Raw genomic sequence first — 26,653 nt, 5'->3', positions numbered from 1 at the left:
CCGGAAAAAACAGCAGCGCGCAGGACGATCAAACCGATTTTTTGCTCAACAGCAGATGCGCTGCCACGCCGCCGACCAGCCCCCAAAAAGCGGCGCCGATGCCCAGTAGCGACACGCCCGATGCGGTAATCAGAAAGGTGATCAACGCGCTATCACGCTCGCTAGAGTGCTCCAGCGCGCGCTGCAAGCTGCCGCCGAGCGTTGCCAACAGCGCCAGACCCGCCAGCGCCTGAATCAGCACCGCCGGCAATGCGCTGAACAGCACGCCAATCAACGCACCCGAAAAACCCGCCAGCAGGTAAAACAGGCCGGCAATGGCTGAGGCTAACCAGCGGCGACGTGGATTGGGGTCAACCTCTTCGCCCATGCAGATCGCCGCTGTGATGGCTGCCACGCACACCGAAAACCCGCCAAATGGCGACATGATCAAGGCGATCAATCCCGTCCAGCTCATTAGCGCGGATACCGGCGGGGTATAGCCGTGCGCCTGCAATGTGGCGATACCGGGCGCATTTTGCGACGCCATCGTGACCAGAAAATAGGGCAGACCTATGCCAATCAGCGTGGTCAACGTAAAGTGCGGCATGACCGCATCGGGCAAAACAAAGCCAGGCGAATGCGAAGGAAAATGGATCGCGCCTTGGGCCATGGCGACCGCAACGCCCACCATCAGCGTGACCAAAATGGCGTAACGCGCCAGCCAGCGGCGCGCCAGTAACCAGGCCAGGCACATGCTGCCGCACAGGGTGAAATCAGTGTGCAAGTCGGCGAATGTTTGCAGGCCAAAGCGCAATAAAATGCCCGCCAGCATCGCGGAAGCCAGCGATTGTGGAATGTAGTTCATCAGCCTGGCGAACAATCCCGTCACGCCGCACAGCACAATCAGCACGTTGGCAAAGACAAAAACGCCCACCGCGTCGTTGATGGAAATGCCGTGAAAACTGCTGGCGAGCAGCGCCGCGCCCGGTGTCGACCAGGCCGCGAGAATCGGCATGCGGTAAAGCAGGGAAAGGCCCAGAGAAGCGATACCCATGGCGATGCCAATCATCGAAAGCCAACCACCAATCTGCATTGGGCTGGCACCCGCCGCTTGCGCGACCTGATAAATAATCGCGCCGGTGCTGCTGTATCCCACCAGCACGGCGACAAAACCTGAAACGACCATCGGTAACGTAAAACCAGAAGTGGCGCGGAACATGGCTGAGATCCTTTGTGCGTTATAGCGCACATCCTCGCATGATGCGCTATAACGCACAAGTGGTACACTGCCGTTCAGCAAGCAGGAGCCTGTAAGCAGGAGAACGTATGGAAAATTGGCATCAACATCTCAGTGATGCGCTGAAGCAGCTCAGACAAGCCAATGGCTGGAGCCTGACTTTAGCGTCGGAGCGAACGGGCGTCAGCAAAGCGATGCTGGGCCAAATTGAACGCGGCGAATCCAGCCCAACGGTGGCGACCTTATGGAAAATTGCTACCGGATTTAACGTTCCTTTTTCTTTCTTTATTCATGACAGCACGCTGCAAGAGGGCGAAACAGCGTCATTCAGCCAACCCAATTCACAGATGATTGTGCGGCCACTGCTGCCTTACGACGCTAAACTTCGTTTTGATCTGCTCGCGGTTGAACTCGCTCCCGGCGCACAAAGCGATTCTTCGGCGCACGAAACGGGCGTGATTGAGCAGGTAGTGGTGCTGGAAGGGGAACTATTATTGAGCCTGGAGGGTATTTGGCGGCGGTTACAGGCGGGAGAAGCCTTTCAGTTTGCCGCCGATGTGGCGCACAGCTACCGCAATCCGCTGAAAGTGACGCTGCGTTTTCATAGTCTGATTCACTATTTAGCCCGCGCCTGATTTTACAATTTGATACGAAGGTAAACTACACAGTTTACCTTCGTATTTGTAGAGTGATGCGTTCACAGTAAGGAGCAGGCAATGAGCAATAGGGATGTCTCCGCAGCGGAACTGCGCAGCGTAATAGGTAAGCTAGGTCGCCGATTACGCGAATCAGCCCCGCCGGGCGAGCTGAGCTGGTCGCAGATACTGGTTCTTGGACATTTGGTGCGGGACGGCGCGATGACCATTACCGAACTGGCTACAGCAGAAGGGGTGCGTACGCAATCTATGGGTGCCACCGTCGCCAGCTTGCAGTCAGCAGGAATGGTACAGGGCGAACCGGATGCGCAAGATGGCCGTAAAACACGCTACACACCGACACAAGCCTGCCGGGAACTGATCGCCGCCAATCGCGCTTTACGTGATGACTGGCTGATTAAGAGTATTGAAACCCGGTTTTCAGCCGCTGAGCAGCAGCAGCTACTGCTTGCTATTCCCTTACTGCAACGACTCGCTGACAATTAATCCTGAGAGGACTCAACATGGCTGTAACCACACTTGATGCAAAAACCGCGCTGATCGTTATCGACCTGCAGCATGGCATCGTCGCATTGCCGGTGGTACATGAACCACAACCGATCATTGACCTGTGCGCGCAGCTTAAAGATGCGTTTCACGCCAAAGATTTGCCGGTGGTTTTGGTAAACGTGGCGGGCGGTGCGCCAGGCCGCAACGAGCAAGGCGGTCACAGCGGTGAGCTCCCGGCTGATTGGGCCACGCTGGTCCCGGAAATGACGCCGCAGCAGGAAGATATCACCATCACCAAACACAGCTGGGGCGCATTCAACAACACGCCGCTGCATGAAGAGCTGCAAAAGCGTGGCGTGACGCAGGTTGTGATTTGCGGCATTGCCACCAGCATTGGTGTGGAGTCAACGGCGCGTCAGGCGTATGAGTTAGGTTACAACGTCACGTTGGCGGTGGATGCCATGACCGATCTCAATGCAGATACCCATACCAATAGCGTAAAACTGATCTTCCCACGTCTGGGTGAAACGGGCAGTACTCAGGATGTGCTGGCGCAGGTCAGCGCCTTGTAATCAGTAGAGGGATTGTTCCAGGGATTGAGCAGCACACTCATTCCCTGGAAACTTTTGACAACTTCGCAGAATTTGTGCCTCGCATAATCCGTATGTCGAGGCATGTTCACTGAAGATTTTTACTGAAACGCGTAACTGACATTCAGGCCGACGCTGTAATTACGGCCCGGTGCAGATTCGAAATAACGACCGTTGCTTTCATTGACGATCACCGAACCGACATAGTGACGATCAAACAGGTTATCGGCACGGCCAAACAGATCCAGCGTCCAGTTTTGCACCAGCCATTTGTAGCCACTGTTTATTGACGTGACGGTATAAGACGGCGCTTTCACATCCCCTTCATCGTCAGCGGCAATATTGCTCATGTAACGCATCTCAGCACCTGCATAGAAGCCTTGCTCTGGCGCGTATTCCAGACCGGCGTAGGCCATATTACGCGCAATGCCGGGAATGCGATTACCGTCGCAGCTCTCATCGCCACAGGCGTTGGTGCGATAGCGTGCATCCAGTAGGGTGTAAGCCATCTTCACACGCCAGTCGTAAGCGAACTGCTGATCCAGGCCCAATTCCAATCCGCGACGACGGGTTTCCCCGGCATTTTTATAGGTGGTGCGCCCGCCGCTGCTGGTGTCTGCCACAATCTCATCCTGCGTATCCGTCTGGAACACGGCGGCGGTAATCAAGCCATTGCCGATACGCTTCTTGGTGCCTAACTCGAGGGTGTCGCTGGTGGCTGGTTTCAGGCCAAGGTTCAGCCCCGACTGACCATCCGAGCGATAAGAAAGTTCGTTGATGGTGGGCGTTTCAAAGCCGCGGCCCGCAGAAAGATAGGCATTCCAGCTGTCGTCAAACGCATATTTCAACGACGCCGCAGGCAGCCATTTGTGGTAACGCGCATCGCCGCTGTCATCGCCATTACCTGCGGTGACGTAGTTGTCGTTAGAGTCGAAATTAACGGTACTGAAGCGCACACCAGCGTCCAGCGAGAGCTGGTTAGTGAATTGCCACGTCGTTTGCAGATAAGGATCAAGGTTCCACATCAGGTTGCGTTCATTACGACGCAAATTGCCCTGGCTACCGTAATCATAAACGCCGTTGTTGATAGTGTAGTTTTCGAAGCCTTTGCGCCGCTCGGTCATGGTTTCATAATCGAGGCCGCCGGTTAGCGTCACGGGAATTGAGAACAGCGCGTCGCGGTGCGTCCAGCGTGTATCAACACCTTGATAATGACGCGTTAGCGAAATCACGCCGCCGGGATGAGCAGGATTGCTCTGAACGCTGGCAGGAATAGACTGGAATTGTGTGGTTTCCCGCATGCCCGCATACATCATGATGCTGAGATCGTCGTTTTCACTCATCTGACGCTGATAGTGCAGCCCGCCTTGCGTCTGATCCACCGTTTTACGCGTGTCATACAGCGACACGTTGCTCACCACCTGACGCGGATTATCGCGCCACTGATCGGGCGTTAATCCGCCCGGATCTTGCGCATCAATGTGCACGCTGTTGAACAGCAGCGTCAACGTGCTGACATCATCAATGCGCACACCCAGTTTGGCGTTGCCAAGGTTTTTCTGTGCCGAGCTGTGATCGCGGTATCCGTGAGTGGTAAAGCGTGAGGCTGAAACGGTGTAATTTACGTCGCCTGCGTGCGTGCCATCGCCGGTTGCGCCGCTGGCTTTCACGCTGTTGCGCCAGCTGCCGTAGCTGCCGTACCAGGTTCCCGCTTCAAGCGTGGTGGGTTGCTGACCGGTTTGGGTATCAACGTTAATCACGCCGCCAGACGCGTTGCCATACAACGCTGAAAATGGCCCGCGCAGCACTTCTACGTGATCAATCGATCCAATATCAATGTTTGAGGTTTGACCCTGACCATCTGGCATGGTGGCGGGGATGCCATCCACATAGATACGTATTCCGCGCACGCCGTACGTCGAACGTGAACCAAATCCGCGCACCGACAACTGTAAATCTTGCGCATAGTTTTGCCTGTTTTGGATCTGCAAACCCGGCACGCTGGTTAAATTTTCTGACAAGTTAACGCGAGGTGCGGCCTGACGCATGTCATCACCTGTCACCACGCTGACGGCGGCGGGCGTATCCAGTTCAGAAAGCCCTGAAGGTCCTGGAGCCGCACTGACAACCAGAGTATTACTGCTCTCATCCGCAGCCAGTAACGGCAGAGGGAACACCGCAGGCAGCATCAACAGCGGAAGGTGCGCCTGACGAAGTAACGCTATTTTCATTTATTAGAAGCCTACAAAAAAAGAGGAATGAACCAGCTGGAACATTGTGTGCATATGTTAAGGGTTTTGTTGCATCTTTTAAAAGCGTAAATGATAAAGCGCTGCTTAGCGAAAACCTATGGCTGAAAATGTTCAATGCTGTTACGTATTTAGGCTGGATTTTTTGATCGATTGCCGCCAGTCTGAATGTTTTGCTTTTCAGGGCTATACGCAAGGAAACCGGCATGGAACTGCTGTACCGCGCCAGCGAGTCAGAGATTGCGCTGCTGAGCCAGATTGGCGAAACCAGCTATCGCCACCATTTTGCGGCGTTATGGCATAACGCCAAAGAGTGCGATGACTTCATCGACAGCGTCTTTTCACCCGCCAGCTTGCGTCGTAGCCTGCATGGCAGCGGCAGTCAGTGGTATTTACTGATGCAGGATTCGCCCTGTGGCGTGGTGCAAATTGGCACCGATCAGCGGCGGCCAGGCAGCGAACTCAGCGGACTGTGCCTGCATAAGTTTTATCTGCTGCCAGACATCACCGGGCAAGGCGTGGGGCAGCGTGTATTTAATGAAATTTGCGCCAAAGGGCGTGAATTACGTCAGCCGCTGCTGTGGTTGGAAGTGCTCGAACAGAATAGTGCGGCACGTCGCTTTTATACGCGTCAGGGTATGATGCAAACCCACGAAGTGCTGTTTCGCAGCCCCACACAGCAAAGCCGGGTACAGATTTTAAGTCTCGATTTATCCTGAATCTGTTCTGTTGCACAGGTTCGCCAAATTTAACCTTAAGAGGGAATCAGCATGAGTCAGAAACCTGAAGTGGCGGTATTGGGATTGGGCGCAATGGGCCACGCGTTTGCCGCTAACCTGCTGAAAAAAGGCTTTACCGTTCATGGCTGGAACCGCACCCGCGCACGCGGCGAGGATTTAGTCGATGCAGGGCTTAAATTAGCTGACACGGCATCTGATGCGGTTAAGCTGGTCGACGTAGTGATCACCATGTTATCCGACGGCGACACCACCGAAGAGGTCTTGCACTCCTTAAAATATGCGCTGAAGCAGGGGGCAACAATTTGTCAGATGGGCACCATCGGCGTTGAAAAAACGGATGCGCTGATCGCTTTCTTCGCCGATGTGCGCGATGACATCCTTTTCATTGATGCACCGGTTTCGGGGACCAAAGCACCTGCCGAGAATGCCCAAATTTTGGTGATGGCCAGCGGCGATCAATCGCGCGCTGGGGCGGCTGAAACGGTCTTTGCTGCTATTGGGAAAGGGACGCAGTGGCTGGGCGAAGCGGGAAAAAGCTCGCGGATGAAATTAGTGGTCAACAGCTGGCTGATTGGCTTGATGCAGAGTCTGGCGGAGAGTACCCGACTGGCTGAACAGTTTGGTTTTTCCACCGACGACCTGTGGAAAGTGCTGGAGGGCGGCCCGCTGGCTGCGCCTTACGCCAAAATGAAGCTGGGCATGATTGCCAGCGACGATTACACCCCGCAAATGCATCTGATCTGGGCATTAAAAGATGCGCGTCTGGCGCTGGACGCTGCCGACAGCAACCTGCCTGCGTTAGAAAATATCGCTGATGTCTGGCAACAAGCGGTGGATGCGGGCTACGGTGAGCAGGATCTGGCCGTCATCTATAAGTATTTAAAGGCCTAAATGAGCACCACGCTGGCATTTAATTTTGCTACGCGCCCGCTGGTGCCGTTGGCGCATGACTATGCACACGGTGCCAGCGAACCCTGGCATCACCATACTTGCGCACAGTTGATTCATACGCTGAGCGGCGTGGTGCGAGTGGAAACGGAGCAGGGAAGTTGGGTTGTGCCGCCTAGCCGTGGTGTCTGGCTTCCTGCCTATACGCGGCACGCGCTGCATATCACCGGTTCGGTGGCGGCGCGGACGCTGTTTGTTGATCCCCTGGCGCGAGCGGATTTGCCTGCCAGCTGTCAGGTGGTTCAGATTTCACCGCTGCTGCGTGAACTGATTATCAGCGCGATAACTTTGCCTGAAGCTTATACGCCGGGCAGTCGCACGGAACGCATCTATGAACTGCTGCTGGATGAAATTCGTGGCATGGATGTATTGCCGTTTGAACTGCCATCGCCGCAAACGCACCGTTTGAAAATGCTCTGCGATCTTATTCAACAACGTCCTGGCGAAAGCTGGACGCTGGAGCGTGCCAGTGAACAGCTCAATGTGTCGAGCCGCACACTGGCGCGCTATTTTATCCGTGAAACCGGGTTGCATTTCAGTGACTGGGTGCGACGTGCGCGTCTGGCCATCGCCCTGACACAGCTGGCGCAGGGCGAATCGGTGTTACGCGTGGCGCTGGATCTCGGCTATGAAAGCCCAAGCGCCTTCAGCGCGATGTTTCGTCGTCTGCTTGGCATGTCGCCTGCAGATTATTTTCCGGTGTCAGAAAGCGACTTGCCGCGTTAAACAGCGCCTGCAGCGAGGCGCGCGAGGTATCGTTATCGATGCTCACGCCCCATGCACGCTCTCCCGCCATGTTCAGGCAGCTGACGTAAGCCACCGATCGGCTGTCACTGCGTTTGCCTAGCGTGTGCTCATGATAATCCTCAATGGTCAGCGCCAGCCCGAGTGATTGACGCAGCGCATTCACCGCTGCCGACAGCAAACCGTTACCGCTGCCGCATAAGCGCAAGGCTTTGCCATCCTGCGCTGCGTTAGCGTTAAGCTGCGTTTGCGCGCCCGCATCGCTTTGGCTTTCTGCATTCAACAGGCGCAGCGTTGGCTGCTCCACGCCATACTGGCGACAAAAGAGCTGCCAGATAGCATGTTGCGTCATCTCTTTGCCGTGGCGATCGGTTTCACGCTGTACGCATCCACTGAAATCCTGCTGCAAGGCGCGCGGTAACTGCAAACCGTGATTCTGCTCCAGCAACCAGGCCGCACCGCTTTTGCCCGATTGGCTATTCACCCGAATCACCGCTTCATAACTGCAACCTATATCGGCTGGATCCAGCGGCAGATAAGGCATTTGCCAAACGGTCTCGGCGTTTTGTCTGCGGATGGCGAACCCTTTTTTGATCGCATCCTGATGCGAGCCGGAGAAAGCGGTAAATACCAGTTCACCGGCGTAAGGATGACGCGGATGCACTGGCAGCTGATTGCAGGCGGTCACCACTTCAATCACCTCATTCATCTGGCTGAAATCGAGCTGTGGCGCAATGCCTTGCGTGTAGAGATTCAACGCCAGCGTAATCAAATCGACGTTACCGGTGCGCTCGCCGTTACCGAACAAGCAGCCTTCAACCCGATCTGCACCCGCCAGCAGAGCCAATTCGGCGCAAGCTACGCCGGTACCGCGATCGTTATGCGGATGCACGCTGATACAGACATCCTGACGGCGACTGAAGTGACGGCAGAAATATTCAATCTGATCGGCGTAGACATTCGGCGTGTTCACTTCAACGGTCGCCGGCAGGTTGATGATCATCGGACGTTCTGCGCACGGCTGCCATATTTCCGCAACGGCTTCACAAATTTCCAGTGCAAATTCTGGCTCGGTAAAACAGAAGGTCTCGGGTGAATACTCAAAGGTCCAGTCGGTTGCGGGTTGCGCTTCGCAGCCGGTTCGAATTTGACGCGCGCCTGCGGTAGCCAGCGCAATGATCTCCGCTTTGCTCTGCTTGAAAACCCGCTCGCGGAACAGCGGCGCGGTGGCGTTATACATATGAATAATGGCGCGCGGCGCATCCTGCAACGCAGCAAAGGTGCGTTCAATCAGATCCTGGCGTGCCTGGGTTAATACCTGCAAGGTAACGTCGGCAGGCACACGCGCCTGTTCAATTAAGTCACGGACAAACTCAAAATCGGTTTGCGATGCTGAGGGAAACGCGACCTCGATCTCCTTAAAGCCACAGCGCAGCAGCAGATCCCAAAATTGCAGCTTACGTGCGCGGTCCATCGGCTCTGCCAGCGCTTGATTGCCATCGCGCAGATCGGTTGAAAGCCAGCGCGGGGCGTGCGTCAAACGGCGTGAAGGCCATTGGCGATCGGGCAGAGCGATAACCGGCTGCGGGCGATATTTACTCTCGGGTTGGGTCAGCATCGTATTCTCCTCATTAAGTGCCTTTAGTCTGGACCGAACGCCGTGTCTGAATCGCCCGCAAAACTGACAACCCATCGCGCAAAAGTGACAATCGCATATACCGTAAATGGCAAACCTCATGAGGAATCGGCATCGCTGAAATTCTCGTCGCAGTTTAGGCTGAAGCTCTTTTGCACGATGAGAATCAATAATGAAAAAACAGGTAATTGTCCTCAGTGTATTGCTGGCGGGCACCCCATCAGCGCAGGCGGTGACGCTGCGCATTGCCGATCAAAAAGGGAATATGCATGCCGAAATGGAAGCGGCGAATCAGCTGCAAAATCTGGCTTACAAGATCGAATGGGCAGAGTTTCCTGCTGCCGCGCCACTGGCCGAAGCCTTGAATGCCGGAGCCGTTGACGCCGGGATTATTGGCGATGCACCGCTGCTGTTTTCGGTGGCAGCGGGCTCGCAGGTCAAAGCGGTGGCGGTTAGCAAATCAGTACCGGTCGGCCTGGCACTGCTGGTGCGTCCCGATTCTCCGATTAAAAATGCCGCCGAGCTTAAAGGTAAAAGCATCGCTACCGGACGTGGCTCTATCGGTCATTTCCTTGCCCTGAAAGCGCTTGAACAAGCGGGGATCAGCGACAAAGAGGTGACATGGCGCTTTTTGACACCTTCCGATGCGCGCATCGCGCTGGAGAGTCATTCGGTTGATGCCTGGTCAACCTGGGATCCTTATACGGCGTTAGCCGAAGTGACACACAGCGGGCGCGTATTGATAAACGGCAAAGGCTTATCAACGGGCAACAGCTTTTTAGCAGCGACCGATGCGGCGCTGGCGGATCCCGAAAAGCAGGCGGCATTGCAGGATTACGTTAATCGCCTGGCTGCTGCCGATCGCTGGGCGAATAAAAATGTGAAAGCTTATTCGCAAACGTTGGCGAAAATTATTGGTTTTCCGGCTGAAGCCGCAGAAAAATCGTTTTCGCGCCGCCAGTCGCACTGGCAGGCCATCGACGATGCCACTGTCCAACAACAGCAAGAAACCGCTGATTTTTATACGAAATATGGGTTAATTAAGAAAAAATTAGATGTGAAACCGACCTTTTACCACGGTTTGAGCGTGGCGCAAACCGGCTAGCCGACCTTAAAGCAATACGTGCGCTGCGGTTTGGCTAACCCGCAGCGCACGCGTAGCATGGCGCGATGTTTTACAATCCTGAATCCTCTATGCTGACTTTCGACGGTCATAACGACTTACTCCTTAATCTGTGGCTTCACCATCGCGAAGCACCTGCTGCGGCCTTCTTTGACGGCATTGAGCGCGGTCATCTCGACTTTCCACGTATGCAGCAGGGCGGTTTTGGTGGTGGCCTGTTCGCTATCTTCATCCCGCCGCAAAACTACATCGCTAAAATGGTGCCGCAGCAGGCAGATCATCCTTATCAGCCGCTGGAGATCATGTGGCAGCAGCTCGATATTTTGCAGCAGATTGCCGATGCCTCTGGCGGGCGAGCCAAAATTTGCCGCACCGCAACTGAGATTGCACAGTGCCGCGAACAAGGCGTGCTGGCGATGGTGGCACATATCGAAGGCGCAGATGCGCTGGATGGCGAAGGTGAATTGCTGGCGGCATTCTACGCAGCAGGCGTGCGCAGTATAGGGCCGTTCTGGAACTTGCCTAACCGTTTTGGTACGGGCGTTAGCGGCAGTTTTCCCGCGTCACCCGATACCGGGCCGGGGTTGACGGTGGCAGGCGAAACGTTGATCCAGCAGGCGAATGCGCTGCGGATGATGATTGATGTATCGCACATGAATGAAAAAGCGTTCTGGGACACCGCGCGGATCTCTACCGCTCCGCTCGTCGCCAGCCATTCCAACACTCATGCGTTGTGCGCTCAGCCGCGTAATCTAACCGATGCGCAGTTGGGCGCGATTCGCGACAGCGGCGGTGTTGTCGGGATCAACTTTGGTAACGCCTTCTTACGGCCAGACGGTAAACGTGACAGCGACACCCCTTTGGCAGAAATTGTTAAGCATTGTGATCATTTGCTAAGGACAATGGGCAGCGATCATGTGGCGTTGGGGTCCGATTTTGACGGCATATCCACGCCCGATGCGTTAGGCGATGTCAGTGGATTACCCAAGCTGTTCGCCACTCTGCGCGATGCAGGCTATGATCAGGCATTGTTAGAAAAGCTGGCGTGGGGAAACTGGCAGCGCGTTTTACACGCGACCTGGCAGCGATAACAATTTCCTTACGTCTTGCGGGTTGATCTCGTCGCAGCATTGGCGCAACATCTGTCGGCAAAATTGTGATGGGGATCGCATTTGAGTCCCTGCCGCAACTGTTTCAGACAGATAATCATCTGTTCATTACTTTATGAGGAAGAGAATTATGTGGAAAAAACCAGCATTTGTTGATTTGCGTTTAGGTCTGGAAGTGACGCTGTACATCTCCAACCGTTAATGTTTATGCCCGCCACTCGTGCGGGCATTTTTATCCGTCATACTTCAAGCTGCAGATGCATTGGCTGAACGCGCTCCCGGTCATTGACGTGAGTCAGCGCTTGGGAAAAGGCCGTTACCGCCCGCATGCAACGTGAATTATTCAGGATATTATTTCAACACGTGGTTTTCCTTCATGTTTATTAAAGTCCTCGGATCGGCCGCCGGTGGCGGATTTCCTCAGTGGAACTGCAACTGTGCCAATTGTCACGGCGTGCGTAATGGCACTATTCAGGCCCAACCACGTACCCAATCCTCAATCATCCTGAGTGATAATGGCGAAGACTGGGTGCTGTGTAACGCCTCGCCAGATATCAGCCAGCAGATCCTCCACACCCCAGAATTAACTAAAAAGGGCGTTCTGCGCGGCACGAATATTGGCGGCATCATCCTTACAGACAGCCAAATCGACCACACTACCGGCTTGCTGAGCCTGCGAGAAGGCTGCCCGCATCAGGTATGGTGTACGCCAGAAGTGCATAACGATCTCACCAGCGGTTTTCCGATTTTCACCATGCTGAAACACTGGAACGGCGGCTTGCAGCATCGTCCCATTGCGCCGCTGAACACCTTTAGCGTGGATGTGTGTCCCGACCTGCAATTCACGGCTATCCCTATTTTAAGCAACGCGCCGCCTTATTCGCCGTACCGCGATCGCCCGTTGCCGGGTCATAACGTGGCGCTGTTCATTAAAAACCGCACCAATGGTCAAACCCTGCTGTATGCGCCGGGCCTCGGTGAACCTGATGACGTAATTTTGCCGTGGTTAAAACAGGCCGATTGCCTGCTGATCGACGGCACCGTCTGGCAAGATGATGAACTGCTGGCCACGGGTGTGGGTAAAAACACCGGCAAAGCGATGGGGCATCTGGCGCTGGCAGAAGAGCAAGGTTTGATGGCGCTGCTGGCGTCATTACCGGCCAAACGCAAAATTCTTATTCACATTAACAACACCAACCCGATCCTTAATGAGCAATCACCCCAACGACAGTTCCTGACGCAACAGGGCATTGAGGTGAGCTGGGACGGGATGGCGATCCACCTTCAGGACTAAATCATGCAGATCACTGAAACGCTGTCGCCACAGGCTTTTGAGCAGGCGCTGCGCGACAAAGGCGCCTATTACCATATCCATCATCCTTACCATATCGCCATGCACAACGGTCAGGCGACGCGCGAGCAAATTCAGGGATGGGTAGCAAACCGCTTCTATTATCAAACCAATATTCCGCTGAAAGATGCAGCGATTATGGCGAACTGCCCGGACCCGGCCACGCGTCGTAAATGGGTGCAGCGTATTCTTGACCACGACGGCAGCAACGGCGAAGAGGGCGGCATCGAAGCCTGGTTGCGTCTGGGTGAAGCGGTGGGCATGAATCGCGAAGCGCTGCTGTCAGAGCAGCACGTGCTGCCCGGCGTGCGTTTCGCGGTCGATGCTTACGTTAACTTTGCCCGTCGCGCCAACTGGCAAGAAGCGGCATGCAGTTCGTTAACGGAACTCTTTGCTCCGCAGATCCATCAGTCGCGCCTCGACAGTTGGCCGCAGCACTATCCGTGGATCAAAGAAGAGGGATATTTCTACTTCCGCAACCGTCTGGGCCAGGCGAACCGCGATGTTGAGCATGGTTTGGCGCTGGCGCTGGAATTCTGCACCACACCAGAAAAACAGAACCGCATGCTGGAAATTTTGCAGTTTAAGCTCGATATTTTATGGACGATGCTGGATGCCATGACCATGGCCTATGAACTTAAGCGTCCGCCTTATCACACCGTCACCGACAAGGCGGCGTGGCACACCACTCGACTGGTATAAATGATGAATGACAACACTATCGCCGCGTTTCGTCGCGGCTATCGTATGCAGTGGGAAGCCGCGCAGAATAGCCATGTGGTGCTTTATCCTGAAGGCATGGCCAAGCTGAATGAAACCGCTGTCGCGATCCTGGAGCTGGTCGATGGCAAGCAAGATATTGCAGCCATTATTGCCACGCTTGATGCGCGTTTCCCGGAAGCGGGTGGCGTTGGCGCGGACGTAAAAGAATTCCTGCAATCAGCCTATGAACAGAAGTGGATACAGTTCCGTGAACCCGCTTAAACCCGGCGTCAATCCGCCACTATGGCTACTGGCGGAGCTGACTTATCGCTGCCCGCTGCAGTGTCCGTACTGCTCGAATCCGCTGGATTTTGCTCAGCAAGAAAAAGAGCTCACCACCGATCAGTGGATTGAGGTGTTTCGTCAGGCGCGTGCCATGGGCAGTGTGCAGCTGGGCTTTTCCGGCGGCGAGCCGCTGGTGCGTAAAGATCTGCCTGAGCTGATCCGTGCCGCCCGCGATTTAGGTTTCTATACCAACCTGATCACCTCTGGCATTGGCCTGACGCACAACAAACTGGATGCGTTTGCTGACGCCGGGCTTGATCATATCCAGATCAGCTTTCAGGCCAGCGATGAAACGCTGAACGCCGCACTGGCAGGGTCGAAAAAAGCCTTTCAGCAGAAGCTGGAGATGGCAAAAGCGGTGAAAGCGCACGGCTATCCGATGGTGCTGAACTTTGTTTTGCATCGCCATAACATCGACCAGATCGACAAAATCATCGATCTCTGCATTGAGCTGGAAGCGGATGATGTTGAACTCGCCACCTGCCAGTTTTATGGCTGGGCACAGCTCAATCGCGAAGGTTTATTGCCCACGCGTGAGCAAATTGCGCGGGCAGAAGGCGTCGTTAACGACTATCGCCAGCGCATGAGTAAAAGCGGTAATTTGACCAATCTGCTGTTTGTTACTCCCGACTATTACGAAGAGCGACCGAAAGGCTGCATGGGCGGCTGGGGTGCGATCTTCCTCAGCGTAACGCCGGAAGGCACCGCGCTGCCGTGCCACAGCGCGCGCCAGCTGCCGGTTGAGTTTCCTTCGGTGCTTGAGCAGAGCCTGGATGACATTTGGTATAACTCGTTTGGTTTTAATCGTTATCGCGGTTACGACTGGATGCCGGAGCCTTGCCGCTCTTGCGATGAAAAAGAGAAGGATTACGGCGGCTGCCGTTGTCAGGCTTACATGCTTACCGGCAATGCGGACAACGCCGATCCGGTTTGCAGCAAATCGCCGCATCACGGCAAAATTCTTGAAGCCCGTCGCGAAGCGGATTGCAGTGATATCAAAATTGGTCAATTGCAATTCCGTAACCGCAGCAATTCTCAGCTGATTTATAAGTCACGTAACATCTGATGATTCGCCGCCTGAACCTGAATGGATTAGCCGTGACGCTGGTGCATCAACCCGATGCGCGCGATTCGGCAGCGTTGATACAGGTTAAGGCGGGCAGTCATGACGAACCGGATCGCTGGCCAGGTTTAGCGCACTTGCTGGAGCATTTACTGTTTACCGGTAGCCAGCGCTGGCCCGATCGCGATCGGTTGATGAGCTGGATTCAGGCTAACGGCGGACGTGTTAATGCCACCACGCTGGCGCGGCGCAGCGCCTATTTTTTTGAAATCACAGCGGATCGATTTGAGGATGGATTAGCGCGGTTGCACGATATGCTCTGCGCGCCCTTGTTTGAAACTGCGGCGATCAAACAGGAAATGGCCGTCATTGATGCTGAATATCGCTTACTTCAGCATCACGTGCCTGCGCAGGCTGAGGCGGCGCTGTTTAGCCTGGTCGCTGAGCCACAAACATTTCATCGCTTTCAAATAGGTAGCGCGGATGCCTTTGGCGCTAACGTTGTCGCGTTGCAGCAGGCGCTGCGTGATTTTCATCAGCATTTTTACGTTGCCAGTAGCCTGCAGCTTTGGCTGCAGGGACCACAATCGTTAGATGACCTGGCGCATCTGGCGCAGCGATTTGCTGAAACGCTGCCGCAAGGTCAGGTTCAACTCACTGTACCGCCACTGCAATTACTCCCTGAAATGAAGCCGCACGCCATGCTGAGCGAGGGCGTAGCCCAATACTGGCATTCGTGGATCTTAGATGCTCAATGGAGTGACAACGTCACGTTATTGCGTGAGTTTTTACTGGATGATGCGCCCGGCGGTTTAATGGCATCTTTGCGCCAGCGCGGTATTGCCAGCGAAATCGAATTGAAGTGGCTTTATCAATCGGATAAGCAGCTTTGGCTGGTGGCGATTTTCACCACCGAGCAGCCCGATCGGCTGAGTGAAAGCGTGCAACACGCTTTACAGGCTATCGGGGAAACCTGTGAAGAACAGCAGATGCATTATCTGCAACTGGCGCAGCAGCGTTTTAACGCGCTGTCACCGCTGGAGCAGCTGCGTCAGCGCGTGTTGGGGTTTGCGCCAGCCGAGCCGAAAAGGTTTCACGCTTTTATCGCGGCATTGCAGGCTGCGCCTTCCGCTACGCTATTTTGCTCGAATGCCATTTATTCAAATAAAGCGCTGGGCGAAAGCGTCAAAACCCAAGGGTTTGAGCTTAGCTTAGCGCCGCGAGAAACAGCGCCACAGCGTCAATCTGCTGTTACCGCTTTCGCTTTTTATCCGCTAAAAACCGAACTCATCTGCTCGCCACTGCCAACCGCTGCCGTGACGCTGTTGCACCTTGCGTCAGACAAAGCAGCAACCCTGATTCTGCGTCCTGAATTTTTCAGTAATCTTTCCGCTGAGTCTGGTGAGGCGTGCGCGAAGCGACTGCGCCCGCTGTTTGCCACGTTGCGCCATGCAGGCGGCGGCGGTGAATGGGGGGAAGCGCAGGGCGTTTGGCAGTTGACTCTTCGCCTGCCGGATAACCAGAAGCTTGCGGACTGGGCGCTGGAACAGGTTGCTGATGCGCTCGCGGATAATCGTTCTGGTAGTGATCCGCAGCAACCTGAAAGCATCGCCATTCGTGAGCTGCTGAAGAGGTTGCCTCAGCACTTAACTTCTGCAAGTGGCCCGACCTGCTGGCGGGCCGTGCTGTGCGGGGGAAGTGAAGCTCTGCACCACGTCATTGCACGGCGCTTAGCCACGTTTTCACTGCCCGTTAATCCACTGCTGCGCAGTGCCCATGTGTCTTCACGCAGTTGTGTGTCGCGCATTGAGCATCCTGGTCGCGATAACGCGTTGTTACTGTTTATCCCCCTAGATCAACGACACCCGCTCGCGGCACTACGTGCTTTAGCGCAGATCTATGAACCGCGTTTTTTCCAGCGTTTACGGGTGGAACAGCAGATCGGTTACGTGGTGAGTAGCCGTTATTTACGTAGCGCGGATCACGACGGCGTACTGTTTGCGCTGCAATCACCCAACCTTAGCGTCGGTAGGTTGTTACAGCATTGCAAAAGATTCTTACGCTCGTTGGACAATGAGATCGCTACACTGGATATCGAAGCATTAAAAGCGCAGCTCCGTGTTGATGAGAGCAATGCGGCCTTAACGGCATTGCGAAGGGAGCAGGGTTTGCACGATTTGACGCAAACAAGCATTGATGCGCTGACGTTAGACGATCTGCAACAGTTACATACTCGTTTAACGAATCAGCGTCGCCGCTGGCGGGTACTTTTTACGGCTGGACGTTAATGTGATAGCCACGCTGCGATATTGCTGAATTTATTTGAAAAATATCAGCAAATCTCTTCACTGTTTATTCCTGCCATATTAGACGACACTCCTAATGAATCTGTTTTTTAATAAGGAATGTCGTGTGAAAAACGTTAAGCGCATTGCGCTGCCACTGTTAGCTGTTGCCAGCCTGTATGTCCCTTTCTCGCAGGCGGAAGCCATGCATTATCAGCTCAATCCTGAGCACACTTCGGTTATTGCGACCTGGACACACTTTGGTTTTTCACATCCAACCGCCGATATCCCTGACTCAACGGGTTCGCTGGTGTTTGACAAAGATCATCCTGAGCAATCACGCGTAGACGTTACGCTGCCGGTGAGCAAAATCGACAGTCATGTTGCGGCGCTGACCAAAGAATTTAAAGGCGCGGAATACTTCGACGTGGCTAAATATCCTAATGCGACGTTCCACAGCACCAAAGTGGTGGCGAAAGGCGACAATAAATTTGATGTAGAAGGTAATCTGACGCTGAAAGGCATCACTAAACCGGTTACGCTGCATGCCACGCTGAATCAGCAAGCGATGCATCCGATGGTGAAGAAGCAGGCAATTGGTTTTGATGCCACCGGCACTATTAAGCGTTCTGATTTCAAGCTGGATAAGTATGTCCCTGCGGTAAGCGATGAGATCACGCTGACGATTTCGACTGAAGCTTACGGTAAGTAAGTCGCCGTTTGCTCTAGGGCAAACGACCTCATCTGCGCGCTGGCCCCCATCCCGGCCTTCCCCCGCGAAGCGGGGGAAGGAGACGCTGCCACATGCAGGTAAATAGCTGGCATAGGGCAGCATCTTCCTCCCCCATTTATGGGGGAGGATTGAGGTGGGGGACAAACGACCTCGCACTTAAGAGGATTGAGGTGGGGGCCAGCCAGCTACTCTTGCCTTCAGCCCCAATACTTTTTCTTACTGGTTTTGCCAATTCCCGGATTACAGCTATTGGTCGGATCCAACTGACGCCAGTGCTGCTCATGCTCACAGGATGCGTGGTACAAATGCCCGACATTATGCTCCGCCGGATATTTCGCGCCGCGCTGCTCCAATACCTCAATCACCGCCGCTTTAAACGCTTTCGCATCTACGCCAGGTTTTAGCACGTAATCCTGATGATTGACGAAGCAGAAGAAATGCCCACAGCAAGAATCCACCTGAACCTGGTCAGCCAGATGATCCGGCAACACCAGCCGCCAGCTCTCGTCGTTGCGGCGCAGAGCCACATCAAACGCCACTAACCGCTCATCCGGGTTATAGCCAAGATAATCGCAATACGAAATAGTGCAGCCGCCCACGCCAAAACGCACCAGAAACGCATCCGCGGCTTCGCGTGCATTACAGAGGAAAAACTCGCCGTTTTGATCGCGGAAGAAATTTTCCAGCAACTGCTGCAGTTCCGCCGTTTGCTGCGCCTCAACTTTAATCATCAAATGATGTTCAAAGCGTGCGTGGTAATCAAGAATGCGCGGCGCAACGAAGCGCGGTGTGACCTGATTAAAAAATTGCAGCATTTTATCGATGCTGTTTCTGGGCAGAAATTTGAGATGACTGACGCGTACATCCCACTTGGCTTTCCTGGCCATCAAGCCGGGCAGTGCCTGTGCGCCCAGCTTGCCGATCGCCAGATACATGTGCTTGCTGTAACGCACCGTTAAATCAAACGCGTTGCGATGGATATATTCAGCCTGTAACGGTAATTCGTGCATGTTCGCCAATAGATAACGGCGCAGCGCCACCAGCGCTTTCTCATCTTGGGTGCCGATATAAAATGTATCGCTTTGCTGGCTGGCTTCAAACGTCGGCAGACGCACGGCAAACACCACCACTTTGCCTGCGCTGCCCGAACTTTCATGCAGGTAACGCATGTCGCCATTAAAGCGAGAAGGGCTGTCAGCCTGCGTATCGCGCAGCTGATCGGCGTAATCATCAGCCCAGATTTTACCGTCCCAGTCAGGCTGATCGCCGGTGGTAAATTCTTGTTGCTCAAGACGACGCAGCATCTCTTCCGGCGTATCGCCTAACGCAATGCCGAGATGATTGATCATCTCCAGCCGACCGTCGTCATGAATACGCGCAAAAAGCGATTTTTCTGTGAATGCCGGGCCACGTCGAATCAGAGAGCCGCCGGAGTTATTGCAAATACCGCCAATCACCGATGCCCCAATGCAGGACGATCCGATCACTGAATGCGGCTCGCGTCCCAACGGTTTTAAAATGTTCTCCAGTTCGGTCAATGTGGAGCCAGGGAAGGCGATCACCTGACGCGATTGATCGATAACCTGCACGCCTTTTAACAGCCGCGTACTGACAATGACGACATTGCGATCATAATCATTGCCGTCCGGCGTCGAGCCGCCCGTCACGCCAGTATTGGCAGCCTGCATTAAGATAATGGCATCGTTTGCAACGCAAACTTGTAGCGTTTGCCACAGTTGCCACAGCGTTTGTGGCAGAACAACGGCAAAGGCTTCGCCACGTCCAACCCGGAATCCTTTGGTGTACCAGGCTTTATCATCCTGATGGGTCAATATCTGTTTAGCGCCGACCACCTCACCCAGTTGGCGGAGCATTTCCTGCGAGGACGTCATGATTTCTCTTCTGAAGTGAATAAACGCCTTATTGGACAGGCTGACCTTGGGGCAAGTCAATCATTGATCGGCGCTAAATTAGGTTTTAGGCACTATTTACCCCTGCTGTTTTTAATTATGAGGGCGGACAAGAAATTGGATAAATAAGCGACTGAACCGCTGAAAATGAGGTGAAAATCACAAATTTGAATTGTGCTGTTAAAGCGAAAAAAGAGAAAGCACGTGTTAAAAAATCGCGCGAAGTTATTAATGGTTAATCTATTGATGTGTAATGTTTTTTTATTATTTAACCTGAGATTCATATTGTGATAATCATCACATAAATCAGTCATGAAAACCTGCTGTCAACGCTCTGCATTTAAAAATTCCTGTCATTAATGTGATCTCCATTGCAAATACAAAGCTCTTATCCCGCAACAATGATTTCCAGACGCAATACAGCCAATGGAGTGTCCAACATGAGAATTGGGATGGTGATCAGCGGTGGTGATGTTACCGGCATTAATAATTTTATTTTCCAAATGGGTCGGATGGCGCAAGCGGATATGGTGTTATTTAACGGCGGCATACCGGGTTTATTAGCCAATCGTCATCAGGACGTGTCCCAACGCGACTTAATGGATTTTTCAATCGCCTCAATTCCGGTCATGCAGTCTGGCAGGACCGATAAAAAATTAGTACGCAGCGAATATGAATTAATTGCGCGCCAGCTGAAGTCGCTACGCATTGATGTATTAGTGATGGCGGGTGGCGATGGTTCACTGCAATTTTTGCATACACTCAGTGAATTTGGCGTTAATTGTTTTGGCGTCGGCATGACCATCGATAACGACGTGTTTGGCAGTGATTACACCATCGGGTTTTCTACGGCTTGCGAACAAGTTTTAAAAGAAGTGGCGAAATTGCGGAATACTGGCCGCGCGTTAACCGGTCGCGTTTTTATGGTGGAATTGCTGGGTGGCTATTGCGGGGAATTAACGTTGCAATCCGCGATTAAATCCAATGCGGATTTTGCGCTGATTCCAGAATGCCAAATCCCCACGCCGCAGTTGGCTGAGCGTATTACGCAGCGACTGGCCGCGCAGAACAGCGTGGTGATCCTCTGTTCAGAAGGTTACACCCGCGAATATTCTCCTGGTTTTCAAGGGGCGATCGATACCCTGATTAAACAGCTTGAACCGATGATTGGCGTGCGTATTCGCAAAACCATTATCGGTTACGGTCTGCGTAATGGTGATCCTACCTGTGAAGAGATTTACCAAGGCACCATTATGGCCAGTGAAGTGGTTCGTTGTATTCAATCTGGAATGCGGAATAAAGCGGTCATTATTAATGGCAGCAATAAACCGATTCCCATTGATTTAATAAGCATGAAGAAACGCTTGGTCGATATTGAAGGGCACCATTATAAACTCGCTAAACAACTGAATATCTTGTGAGGAGAACACCATGCTGAAAATTTTATGTGTTTGTGGTTGCGGTCTGGGATCCAGTTTTGCAATTGAGATGAGCGCTAAATCGGTATTAAAGAAACTGGAAATTGAAGCGGATATTGATCACACCACCATATCTGAAGCCAACGCCTTTAAATCCGACATCATTCTAACGCAAAAAGCCTTTGCTGATGTATTGAATGCCGACGCCAGCCCGGAACAGATTAAACGCGTCATTATTCTCAATAAGCTCACCGATAAAACGGAAATTGAGGAGAAGCTCGTGGCGTTTTTAAAAGAACACAACATGAAGGTTCCTAGCCATGAATAGTGTGATTGATTTCCTGGTAAAAGACTTATTAGGGCAGGCATCAATTCTGATCGCCTTTATTGCCCTGATTGGTCTGCTGCTGCAAAAAAAATCTGCAGGGAAGGTGGTGGAAGGCACCTTTAAAACCCTGCTGGGGTTCTTAATTATGATGGCCGGTATTAATATCATTGTCGGCACATTAACCTTCCTGAACACCATATTTACGCACGGCTTTGGCATGCAGGGTTATATCACCGATGTGGCTGCCATCGCCGGGTTAGCGAACCGCGAACTGGGTTCTGAAGTGGCACTGACCTTGCTGGTGATTTTCATCGTCAACATTATCATTGCGCGCATTACCCCGTTCAAATATATCTTCCTGACCGGACAAGCGTTGTTGTGGATGGCCACAATTGGCGCTGTCATCGGTTATAAAGCGGGGCTGACAGGCTTACCTCTGATCCTTACTGGCGGCATTTTCGGCGGCATCATGGCGGTGGTTATGCCTGCGCTGGCACAACCGGTGGTACGACGTATTACGGATTCTGACGATGTCGCGCTCGGTCACTTCTGCACCATTGGCTATCTGGTGACGGCGGCGGTGGCGAAAGTGGTCGGCAAAGGATCGCGCTCAACCGAAGACCTCAAACTGCCAGACAACTTCAAGTTTCTGCAAGACACTTACTTAGCGATGGCGGTGGTGATGGTGCCGATGTACCTGATTCCGGCTGTCGCCGCAGGCCCGGCTTTTATCGCGCAATACAGCAACGGCATGAACTACCTGATGTATGCGTTTATGCAGTCTATCCAGTTCGTTGCTGGGGTGTTTGTGCTGTACAGCGGCGTGCGTCTCCTGCTTAACGAGTTAGTTCCTGCGTTTCGTGGCATCGCCATGCGTCTGGTACCTGATGCCAAACCGGCACTTGATTGCCCGGTGATGTTCCCGTATGCACCGAATGCCGTGATTGTTGGCTTCCTGGCCACCACGCTGGGTTCGGTGGTCGGCATGATCGTCTTCCCGATGTTTGGGTTGGCGATGATCCTGCCAGGCCTGCTGACCAACTTCTTTGCAGGCGGCACCGCAGGCGTGTTTGGTAATGCGTTGGGCGGGCGTCGCGGTGCGATAATCGGCGGCTTCGTTCACGGTCTGTTTATTACCCTTCTGCCTGCAATTCTGGTCCCGATGCTGGAAAGCTACGGCTTCACCGGTGTCACCTTCAGCGATTCCGACGTCATCAGCACCGGTTTGGTTCTGGGACATGCGTTCCAAAATAACTGGCTGTTCGTCGCCCTGTTTATTGCCTTTATTACCGCTATTGCCTGGTTTGTTAACGGAAAACCCACTAAGCCGCAAGAGGAAAAAATTCATGAAACTTTATAATTTCGCCGAGCTGTTACATATCGCTAAAGACCGTGAATTCAAAGCTGTTGGTTCGTTTAATTTACATTGCCTTGAGATGTTGCCCGCTTATTTCAAAGCGGCGGAAAAAACCAACAGTCCATTAATGATTCAGATTTCGACCGGCACCGCAAAATATCTTGGGCACAGATTATTGGTTGATGCGATTAAATCGCTGGCAGAAAGTAAAAATGTTCCAACCTGTTTGCATTTAGATCACTGTTCTGACCTCGACTCCATTCAACTGGCAATTGATACCGGCTTCAGTTCTGTGATGTATGACGGTTCGCATTTATCCATCGAAGAGAATATTGCGAATACCCGTAAAGTGATTGATATGGCGCGGCCATTAAATGTCTCTGTTGAAGCAGAACTGGGCGCGATTGGCGGGTCGGAAGATGGCAAAGTGGTGGCGATGGAGGAGATTGCGTTCACCACCGTGAATGACGCCAAGCGTTTTGTCGATGAAACCGGCGTGGATATGCTGGCTATCTCTATTGGCACGGTTCACGGCTTGTACACCGGCAAGGCGCACATTCAGCATCAACGTTTAGCTGAGATCACCGAGGCGACGCGCACGCCGCTGGTGTTACACGGTGGCACTGGCGTCAGTGATGAAGATATGCGGTTAGCCGTCCGCAGCGGTATTGAAAAGGTGAATGTCGGCACGGAAATGAATGTGCAATGGGTAAGCCAATGCAAAAATACCTTTGAAAAAGGCAAAGTGAACGACAGCGTACGTAATTTTCTCGTCCCGGCTAATGATGCAGTCACGAGTGTATTAGTCGAGAAGATGCAGTTATTCCGTTAATTTTTTAATCCTAAATGATGCATTAACCTGAGGTGCCCCGGCACCATTCGGGGCGGGAGACGCTATGTTTGGATTCATGAAAAAGAGTGCGGCAAATAATAGCCAGCAAGAGGAAGAGCAGGATCGTCTGGCTGAATCAAGCCGTGAGAAAATAACGGCATTAGAAAACAAGCTGGCTATTAATCCACGCGATGGCGAAACGCAGAAACAATTAATGCTGGAATATAACCGTGCATTAACGGTATTTGCGAAAAGTCGACGTTATCGCAATGAAATTGATCCGCTGTTTGTCAAAATCGATGAATTGCGCAATGTTGTTCGCAAATCGATTTAAGGAGCCGTAATGACGATTAAACAGTTATTGCAAGAGGCAGACGCGATTCAGGTTGGCATCGACGCCACGGATTGGCGTCAGGTTATCGCTATGGCGGCGCAACCGCTGGTCAGCGGAGGCTACGTCAAAGCCTCTTACCCGGAAGCGGTAATTGCCAACACCCTAACGCACGGCGCCTATTACGTATTTGAAGAGGGGATTGCGATTCCCCATGCCCGACCCGAAACCGGTGTGATCCGCGACTGTTTTAGTATGATTTTGCTCTCTGAGCCGATCTCATTTGAAGGCAGCGACAAAGCCGATATTGTCATTATGTTTGGCGCGCGCGACAGCAATGCGCATATCGAAGAGGGCATTCGCGCCATTGTATCGTTGCTGGAGGATGAGGATACGCTGGTTCGCTTACGTCAGGCCAGCAGCGTCGCGGAGGTCATCGCCATCTTATGACCCATGAAACTCCCCTAAAACGTGTGGTGCTGATAAACGGCATTCCTGCCTCGGGTAAAAGCACCTTAACCCGGCTGATGTCGCAGCAGTTTGGTTTGCCGGTGCTGACCCTCGACAGCGTGAAAGAGCCCTTTATGGCCAGCTTCGCGCCCGTGGATCGCCAGCGCAATCGGCAGCTGGGCTGCGCGGCCTATCAGGCGATTTGGCAAATAGTCGGTCAGGCACCTGCAGAGTGCATTTTTCTGATTGATGCCTGGTTTGGTTTTCAGCCTAAACATGTGCTGGAACAGGGGTTGCAGCAGGCGGGCGTAAGCGAAGTGCTGGAGCTGTGGCTGCAAATTACCCCCGATGAAGCGGTGGCGCGCTATCAATCCAGACTCGCGCAACGTATGCCAGGCCATCCGGGCGCGGAATACTTACCTGAGCTGCGGCGGTTGGCGGAGCAAGCCCAGCCGATGGCGCTTGGGCCGGTATTACGCGTGGGTTCGCAAGAGGCCGATCAGCTACGCGCCGTTAAATGGTTGCGCCACCAACTTGCGACAACAGGCTACACTTTTCCTCTGAGTGAACGCGTGAAAGAGGATGATCATGTCACCACCGCCTTATCTGCAACCGGGCGAGAGCGTCGTGCTTTATGACGGCGTCTGCAAACTCTGTAATGGCTGGGTAAATTTCCTGCTGCGTCATCGTGTGGCGCGGCAGGTTCGTTTTGCCTCAGTGCAAAGTGAAGAGGGTAAAACCTTGTTGAAGTGGGCCGGTTTACCGCAAGAAAATGTCAGTACCATTGTCTATATTGCCGATCAACAGCATTGGCTGCGTGCGCAAGCGGTGTTTCGCGTTATGCAGAAAATGGCTGGGCCGTGGCGCTTTCTCAGCGTGCTGCGCCACTTTCCCGACAGCATCAGCAACTTCGCCTACGACCGCATCGCCCTCAATCGCTACAAGCTGTTTGGCCGCTACGACAGCCAGCATAGTCTTACACCCGACTATCCGGGCCGTTTTCTGCATCAAAAAGAAAAAAGCGCTGAATAGGTTTGCTGACGGGGAATCGGTCCGCGTTTTCTGCTGCTGTTGAACGGGTCTTCAAAAGGCTCAACGTTTTGTAACCGGCCAGCAAGATGGGTTACAAAGCATGTTCGAACAATGCTGTTTTCTCTCTTTCAGCCAGGCTCTTACCAAGAAAATCGATTCTTTAGCCACTTACAGGAGTGCAGCATGAAAATAGATCTCAGCGGAAAAGTCGCCCTGGTGACCGCGTCAACGGGCGGCATTGGTTTTGCTATTGCACAAGGGTTAGCTGAATGCGGCGCAGAAATCGTGCTCAACGGACGCAGCGAAGCCACCCTCGCTCACGCGCAGCAGAAGCTGAATGCCGCCGTGCCGGGCGTGAAAATTCACAGTGCCATTGCCGATCTCGGCAGCGCGCAAGGCGTGGACACGCTTCTGAAAGGCTTGCCGGAGATCGATATTTTGGTCAATAACGCGGGCATTTACGGGCAAAAAGATTTCTATGACATCGATGACGCGCTTTGGGAACAATACTGGCAAACCAACGTCATGTCTGGCGTGCGTTTATCGCGTGCTTTATTGCCTCACATGGTCGAAAAAGGCTGGGGCCGCGTGGTGTTTATCTCTTCTGAATCAGCACGTAATATTCCAGCAGACATGGTGCATTACGGAGTGAGCAAAACCGCACAGCTTGCGCTGGCGCGCGGTTTAGCTAAATTTGTGGCGGGATCGGGCGTCACCGTGAACAGCGTTTTACCGGGACCAACGCTGTCAGACGGCTTCGCCAGCATGATGGAAGATGAAATAAAACGCACCGGTAAATCACTCGAAACGCTGGCGAAAGAGTTTGTCATGGCGCAACGGCCTAGCTCGGTCATTCAGCGCGCTGCCTCGGTAGAAGAGGTGGCAAACATGGTGGTTTATGTCTGTTCACCTTTGTCATCGGCGACCTCGGGTGCAGCTCTCCGCGTAGATGGGGGAGTGGTTGACGATATCGTCTGATGACGTTAACTCGACAAAATTTTACACAGCGACGGGTT

The 26,653-nt window shown here is 53.3% G+C and carries 28 protein-coding genes; 24 read left to right on the top strand and 4 right to left on the bottom strand.

The features are described from left to right. Positions 1–28: 28 nt before the first annotated feature. A complete protein-coding gene (locus MUG06_RS05625) occupies positions 29–1,198 on the bottom strand; it encodes a benzoate/H(+) symporter BenE family transporter (protein ID WP_243077998.1) in 1,170 nt (389 codons plus the stop codon). A 107-nt stretch (positions 1,199–1,305) separates the two neighbouring features. Between MUG06_RS05625 and MUG06_RS05620 the strand changes: the two genes are divergently transcribed. From MUG06_RS05620 to MUG06_RS05610, 3 genes are all read left to right on the top strand, one after another. Further along, complete coding sequence (locus MUG06_RS05620; RefSeq protein ID WP_243077997.1) at positions 1,306–1,851, top strand: helix-turn-helix domain-containing protein; 546 nt, start codon at positions 1,306–1,308, stop codon at positions 1,849–1,851. An 81-nt stretch (positions 1,852–1,932) separates the two neighbouring features. After that, positions 1,933–2,358: a MarR family transcriptional regulator gene (locus MUG06_RS05615; protein WP_243077996.1), complete on the top strand. Its 426-nt coding sequence runs from the start codon at positions 1,933–1,935 to the stop codon at positions 2,356–2,358. A 17-nt stretch (positions 2,359–2,375) separates the two neighbouring features. Further along, positions 2,376–2,933 carry an isochorismatase family protein gene (locus MUG06_RS05610; RefSeq protein WP_243077995.1) on the top strand — a complete coding sequence of 186 codons (558 nt, stop codon included), beginning with the start codon at positions 2,376–2,378 and terminating at the stop codon, positions 2,931–2,933. A gap of 119 nt (positions 2,934–3,052) precedes the next feature. On the opposite strand, the gene pqqU is transcribed toward MUG06_RS05610, so the two are convergent. After that, complete coding sequence (pqqU, locus tag MUG06_RS05605; RefSeq protein ID WP_243077994.1) at positions 3,053–5,182, bottom strand: TonB-dependent receptor PqqU; 2,130 nt, start codon at positions 5,180–5,182, stop codon at positions 3,053–3,055. Positions 5,183–5,406: 224 nt separating this feature from the next. Here pqqU and MUG06_RS05600 point away from each other — a divergent pair, with 224 nt between their 5' ends. Genes MUG06_RS05600 through MUG06_RS05590 form a run of 3 tightly spaced genes read left to right on the top strand, consistent with a single transcriptional unit; the run spans position 5,407 to position 7,614 of the window. Further along, the gene (locus MUG06_RS05600) at positions 5,407–5,919 is read left to right on the top strand and encodes a GNAT family N-acetyltransferase (protein ID WP_243077993.1); all 513 of its coding nucleotides are present in this window, start codon (positions 5,407–5,409) and stop codon (positions 5,917–5,919) included. 51 nt (positions 5,920–5,970) lie between these two features. Further along, positions 5,971–6,831 carry an NAD(P)-dependent oxidoreductase gene (locus MUG06_RS05595; protein WP_243077992.1) on the top strand — a complete coding sequence of 287 codons (861 nt, stop codon included), beginning with the start codon at positions 5,971–5,973 and terminating at the stop codon, positions 6,829–6,831. Then, positions 6,832–7,614: a helix-turn-helix transcriptional regulator gene (locus MUG06_RS05590; RefSeq protein ID WP_243077991.1), complete on the top strand. Its 783-nt coding sequence runs from the start codon at positions 6,832–6,834 to the stop codon at positions 7,612–7,614. Here MUG06_RS05590 and leuA read toward each other — a convergent pair. Next, on the bottom strand, positions 7,535–9,250 hold the full coding sequence (leuA, locus tag MUG06_RS05585) for a 2-isopropylmalate synthase (RefSeq protein WP_243077990.1): 1,716 nt from the start codon (positions 9,248–9,250) through the stop codon (positions 7,535–7,537). The two genes, MUG06_RS05590 and leuA, sit on opposite strands and share 80 nt — an antisense overlap. Before the next feature lie 190 nt (positions 9,251–9,440). Between leuA and MUG06_RS05580 the strand changes: the two genes are divergently transcribed. The 9 genes from MUG06_RS05580 (at position 9,441) to MUG06_RS05540 (ending at position 17,958) form a co-directional block, all read left to right on the top strand. Then, positions 9,441–10,373 (top strand): ABC transporter substrate-binding protein, encoded by a 933-nt coding sequence (locus MUG06_RS05580; RefSeq protein ID WP_243077989.1) that lies wholly within the window; start codon positions 9,441–9,443, stop codon positions 10,371–10,373. Positions 10,374–10,462: 89 nt separating this feature from the next. Then, on the top strand, positions 10,463–11,482 hold the full coding sequence (locus tag MUG06_RS05575; RefSeq protein ID WP_243077988.1) for a dipeptidase: 1,020 nt from the start codon (positions 10,463–10,465) through the stop codon (positions 11,480–11,482). Between the two features lie 148 nt (positions 11,483–11,630). Next, on the top strand, positions 11,631–11,702 hold the full coding sequence (gene pqqA / locus MUG06_RS05570; protein ID WP_215848281.1) for a pyrroloquinoline quinone precursor peptide PqqA: 72 nt from the start codon (positions 11,631–11,633) through the stop codon (positions 11,700–11,702). Positions 11,703–11,876: 174 nt separating this feature from the next. Beyond that, on the top strand, positions 11,877–12,794 hold the full coding sequence (pqqB, locus tag MUG06_RS05565) for a pyrroloquinoline quinone biosynthesis protein PqqB (protein ID WP_243077987.1): 918 nt from the start codon (positions 11,877–11,879) through the stop codon (positions 12,792–12,794). Positions 12,795–12,797: 3 nt separating this feature from the next. Continuing rightward, on the top strand, positions 12,798–13,553 hold the full coding sequence (gene pqqC, locus MUG06_RS05560) for a pyrroloquinoline-quinone synthase PqqC (protein ID WP_215846860.1): 756 nt from the start codon (positions 12,798–12,800) through the stop codon (positions 13,551–13,553). A gap of 3 nt (positions 13,554–13,556) precedes the next feature. Further along, positions 13,557–13,835 carry a pyrroloquinoline quinone biosynthesis peptide chaperone PqqD gene (gene pqqD / locus MUG06_RS05555; protein WP_243078499.1) on the top strand — a complete coding sequence of 93 codons (279 nt, stop codon included), beginning with the start codon at positions 13,557–13,559 and terminating at the stop codon, positions 13,833–13,835. Beyond that, positions 13,822–14,964, top strand: a complete 1,143-nt coding sequence (pqqE, locus tag MUG06_RS05550; protein WP_243077986.1) for a pyrroloquinoline quinone biosynthesis protein PqqE — start codon at positions 13,822–13,824, stop codon at positions 14,962–14,964. Before pqqD ends, pqqE begins: the two co-directional genes overlap by 14 nt. Further along, on the top strand, positions 14,964–17,249 hold the full coding sequence (pqqF, locus tag MUG06_RS05545) for a pyrroloquinoline quinone biosynthesis protein PqqF (protein WP_243077985.1): 2,286 nt from the start codon (positions 14,964–14,966) through the stop codon (positions 17,247–17,249). The genes pqqE and pqqF overlap by 1 nt, the downstream gene beginning before the upstream one ends. A 124-nt stretch (positions 17,250–17,373) precedes the next feature. Then, positions 17,374–17,958: a YceI family protein gene (locus tag MUG06_RS05540; protein ID WP_215846859.1), complete on the top strand. Its 585-nt coding sequence runs from the start codon at positions 17,374–17,376 to the stop codon at positions 17,956–17,958. A 218-nt stretch (positions 17,959–18,176) separates the two neighbouring features. Here the strand turns inward: MUG06_RS05540 and dld are convergent, their stop codons facing one another. Next, positions 18,177–19,871: a D-lactate dehydrogenase gene (gene dld / locus MUG06_RS05535; RefSeq protein ID WP_243077984.1), complete on the bottom strand. Its 1,695-nt coding sequence runs from the start codon at positions 19,869–19,871 to the stop codon at positions 18,177–18,179. A 458-nt stretch (positions 19,872–20,329) separates the two neighbouring features. Here dld and MUG06_RS05530 point away from each other — a divergent pair, with 458 nt between their 5' ends. The 9 genes from MUG06_RS05530 (at position 20,330) to MUG06_RS05490 (ending at position 26,615) form a co-directional block, all read left to right on the top strand. Continuing rightward, a complete protein-coding gene (locus MUG06_RS05530) occupies positions 20,330–21,310 on the top strand; it encodes a 6-phosphofructokinase (RefSeq protein WP_243077983.1) in 981 nt (326 codons plus the stop codon). Positions 21,311–21,320: 10 nt separating this feature from the next. Further along, positions 21,321–21,635 carry a PTS sugar transporter subunit IIB gene (locus MUG06_RS05525; RefSeq protein ID WP_215846857.1) on the top strand — a complete coding sequence of 105 codons (315 nt, stop codon included), beginning with the start codon at positions 21,321–21,323 and terminating at the stop codon, positions 21,633–21,635. Next, entirely contained in the window at positions 21,628–22,995 is a 1,368-nt protein-coding gene (locus MUG06_RS05520) for a PTS sugar transporter subunit IIC (protein WP_243077982.1), read from the top strand. The genes MUG06_RS05525 and MUG06_RS05520 overlap by 8 nt, the downstream gene beginning before the upstream one ends. Continuing rightward, positions 22,982–23,824, top strand: coding sequence for a class II fructose-bisphosphate aldolase (locus MUG06_RS05515; RefSeq protein WP_215846856.1), 843 nt, complete (start codon positions 22,982–22,984; stop codon positions 23,822–23,824). Before MUG06_RS05520 ends, MUG06_RS05515 begins: the two co-directional genes overlap by 14 nt. Positions 23,825–23,888: 64 nt before the next feature. Then, the gene (locus MUG06_RS05510) at positions 23,889–24,158 is read left to right on the top strand and encodes a hypothetical protein (RefSeq protein ID WP_243077981.1); all 270 of its coding nucleotides are present in this window, start codon (positions 23,889–23,891) and stop codon (positions 24,156–24,158) included. A gap of 9 nt (positions 24,159–24,167) precedes the next feature. Next, positions 24,168–24,605 carry a PTS sugar transporter subunit IIA gene (locus MUG06_RS05505; protein WP_215846854.1) on the top strand — a complete coding sequence of 146 codons (438 nt, stop codon included), beginning with the start codon at positions 24,168–24,170 and terminating at the stop codon, positions 24,603–24,605. Then, on the top strand, positions 24,602–25,243 hold the full coding sequence (locus MUG06_RS05500; RefSeq protein ID WP_243077980.1) for a glucokinase: 642 nt from the start codon (positions 24,602–24,604) through the stop codon (positions 25,241–25,243). Before MUG06_RS05505 ends, MUG06_RS05500 begins: the two co-directional genes overlap by 4 nt. Beyond that, a complete protein-coding gene (locus MUG06_RS05495) occupies positions 25,194–25,637 on the top strand; it encodes a thiol-disulfide oxidoreductase DCC family protein (RefSeq protein ID WP_243077979.1) in 444 nt (147 codons plus the stop codon). Before MUG06_RS05500 ends, MUG06_RS05495 begins: the two co-directional genes overlap by 50 nt. Before the next feature lie 183 nt (positions 25,638–25,820). Next, complete coding sequence (locus MUG06_RS05490; protein WP_243077978.1) at positions 25,821–26,615, top strand: SDR family oxidoreductase; 795 nt, start codon at positions 25,821–25,823, stop codon at positions 26,613–26,615. Positions 26,616–26,653: the final 38 nt, after the last annotated feature.

It is taken from the genome of Pantoea sp. MQR6 (assembly GCF_022761075.1).
GTDB lineage: Bacteria > Pseudomonadota > Gammaproteobacteria > Enterobacterales > Enterobacteriaceae > Pantoea > Pantoea phytostimulans.
The sequence above is the reverse complement of the archived record's forward strand: the minus strand, read 5'-3'. Positions and strand labels throughout refer to the sequence as shown.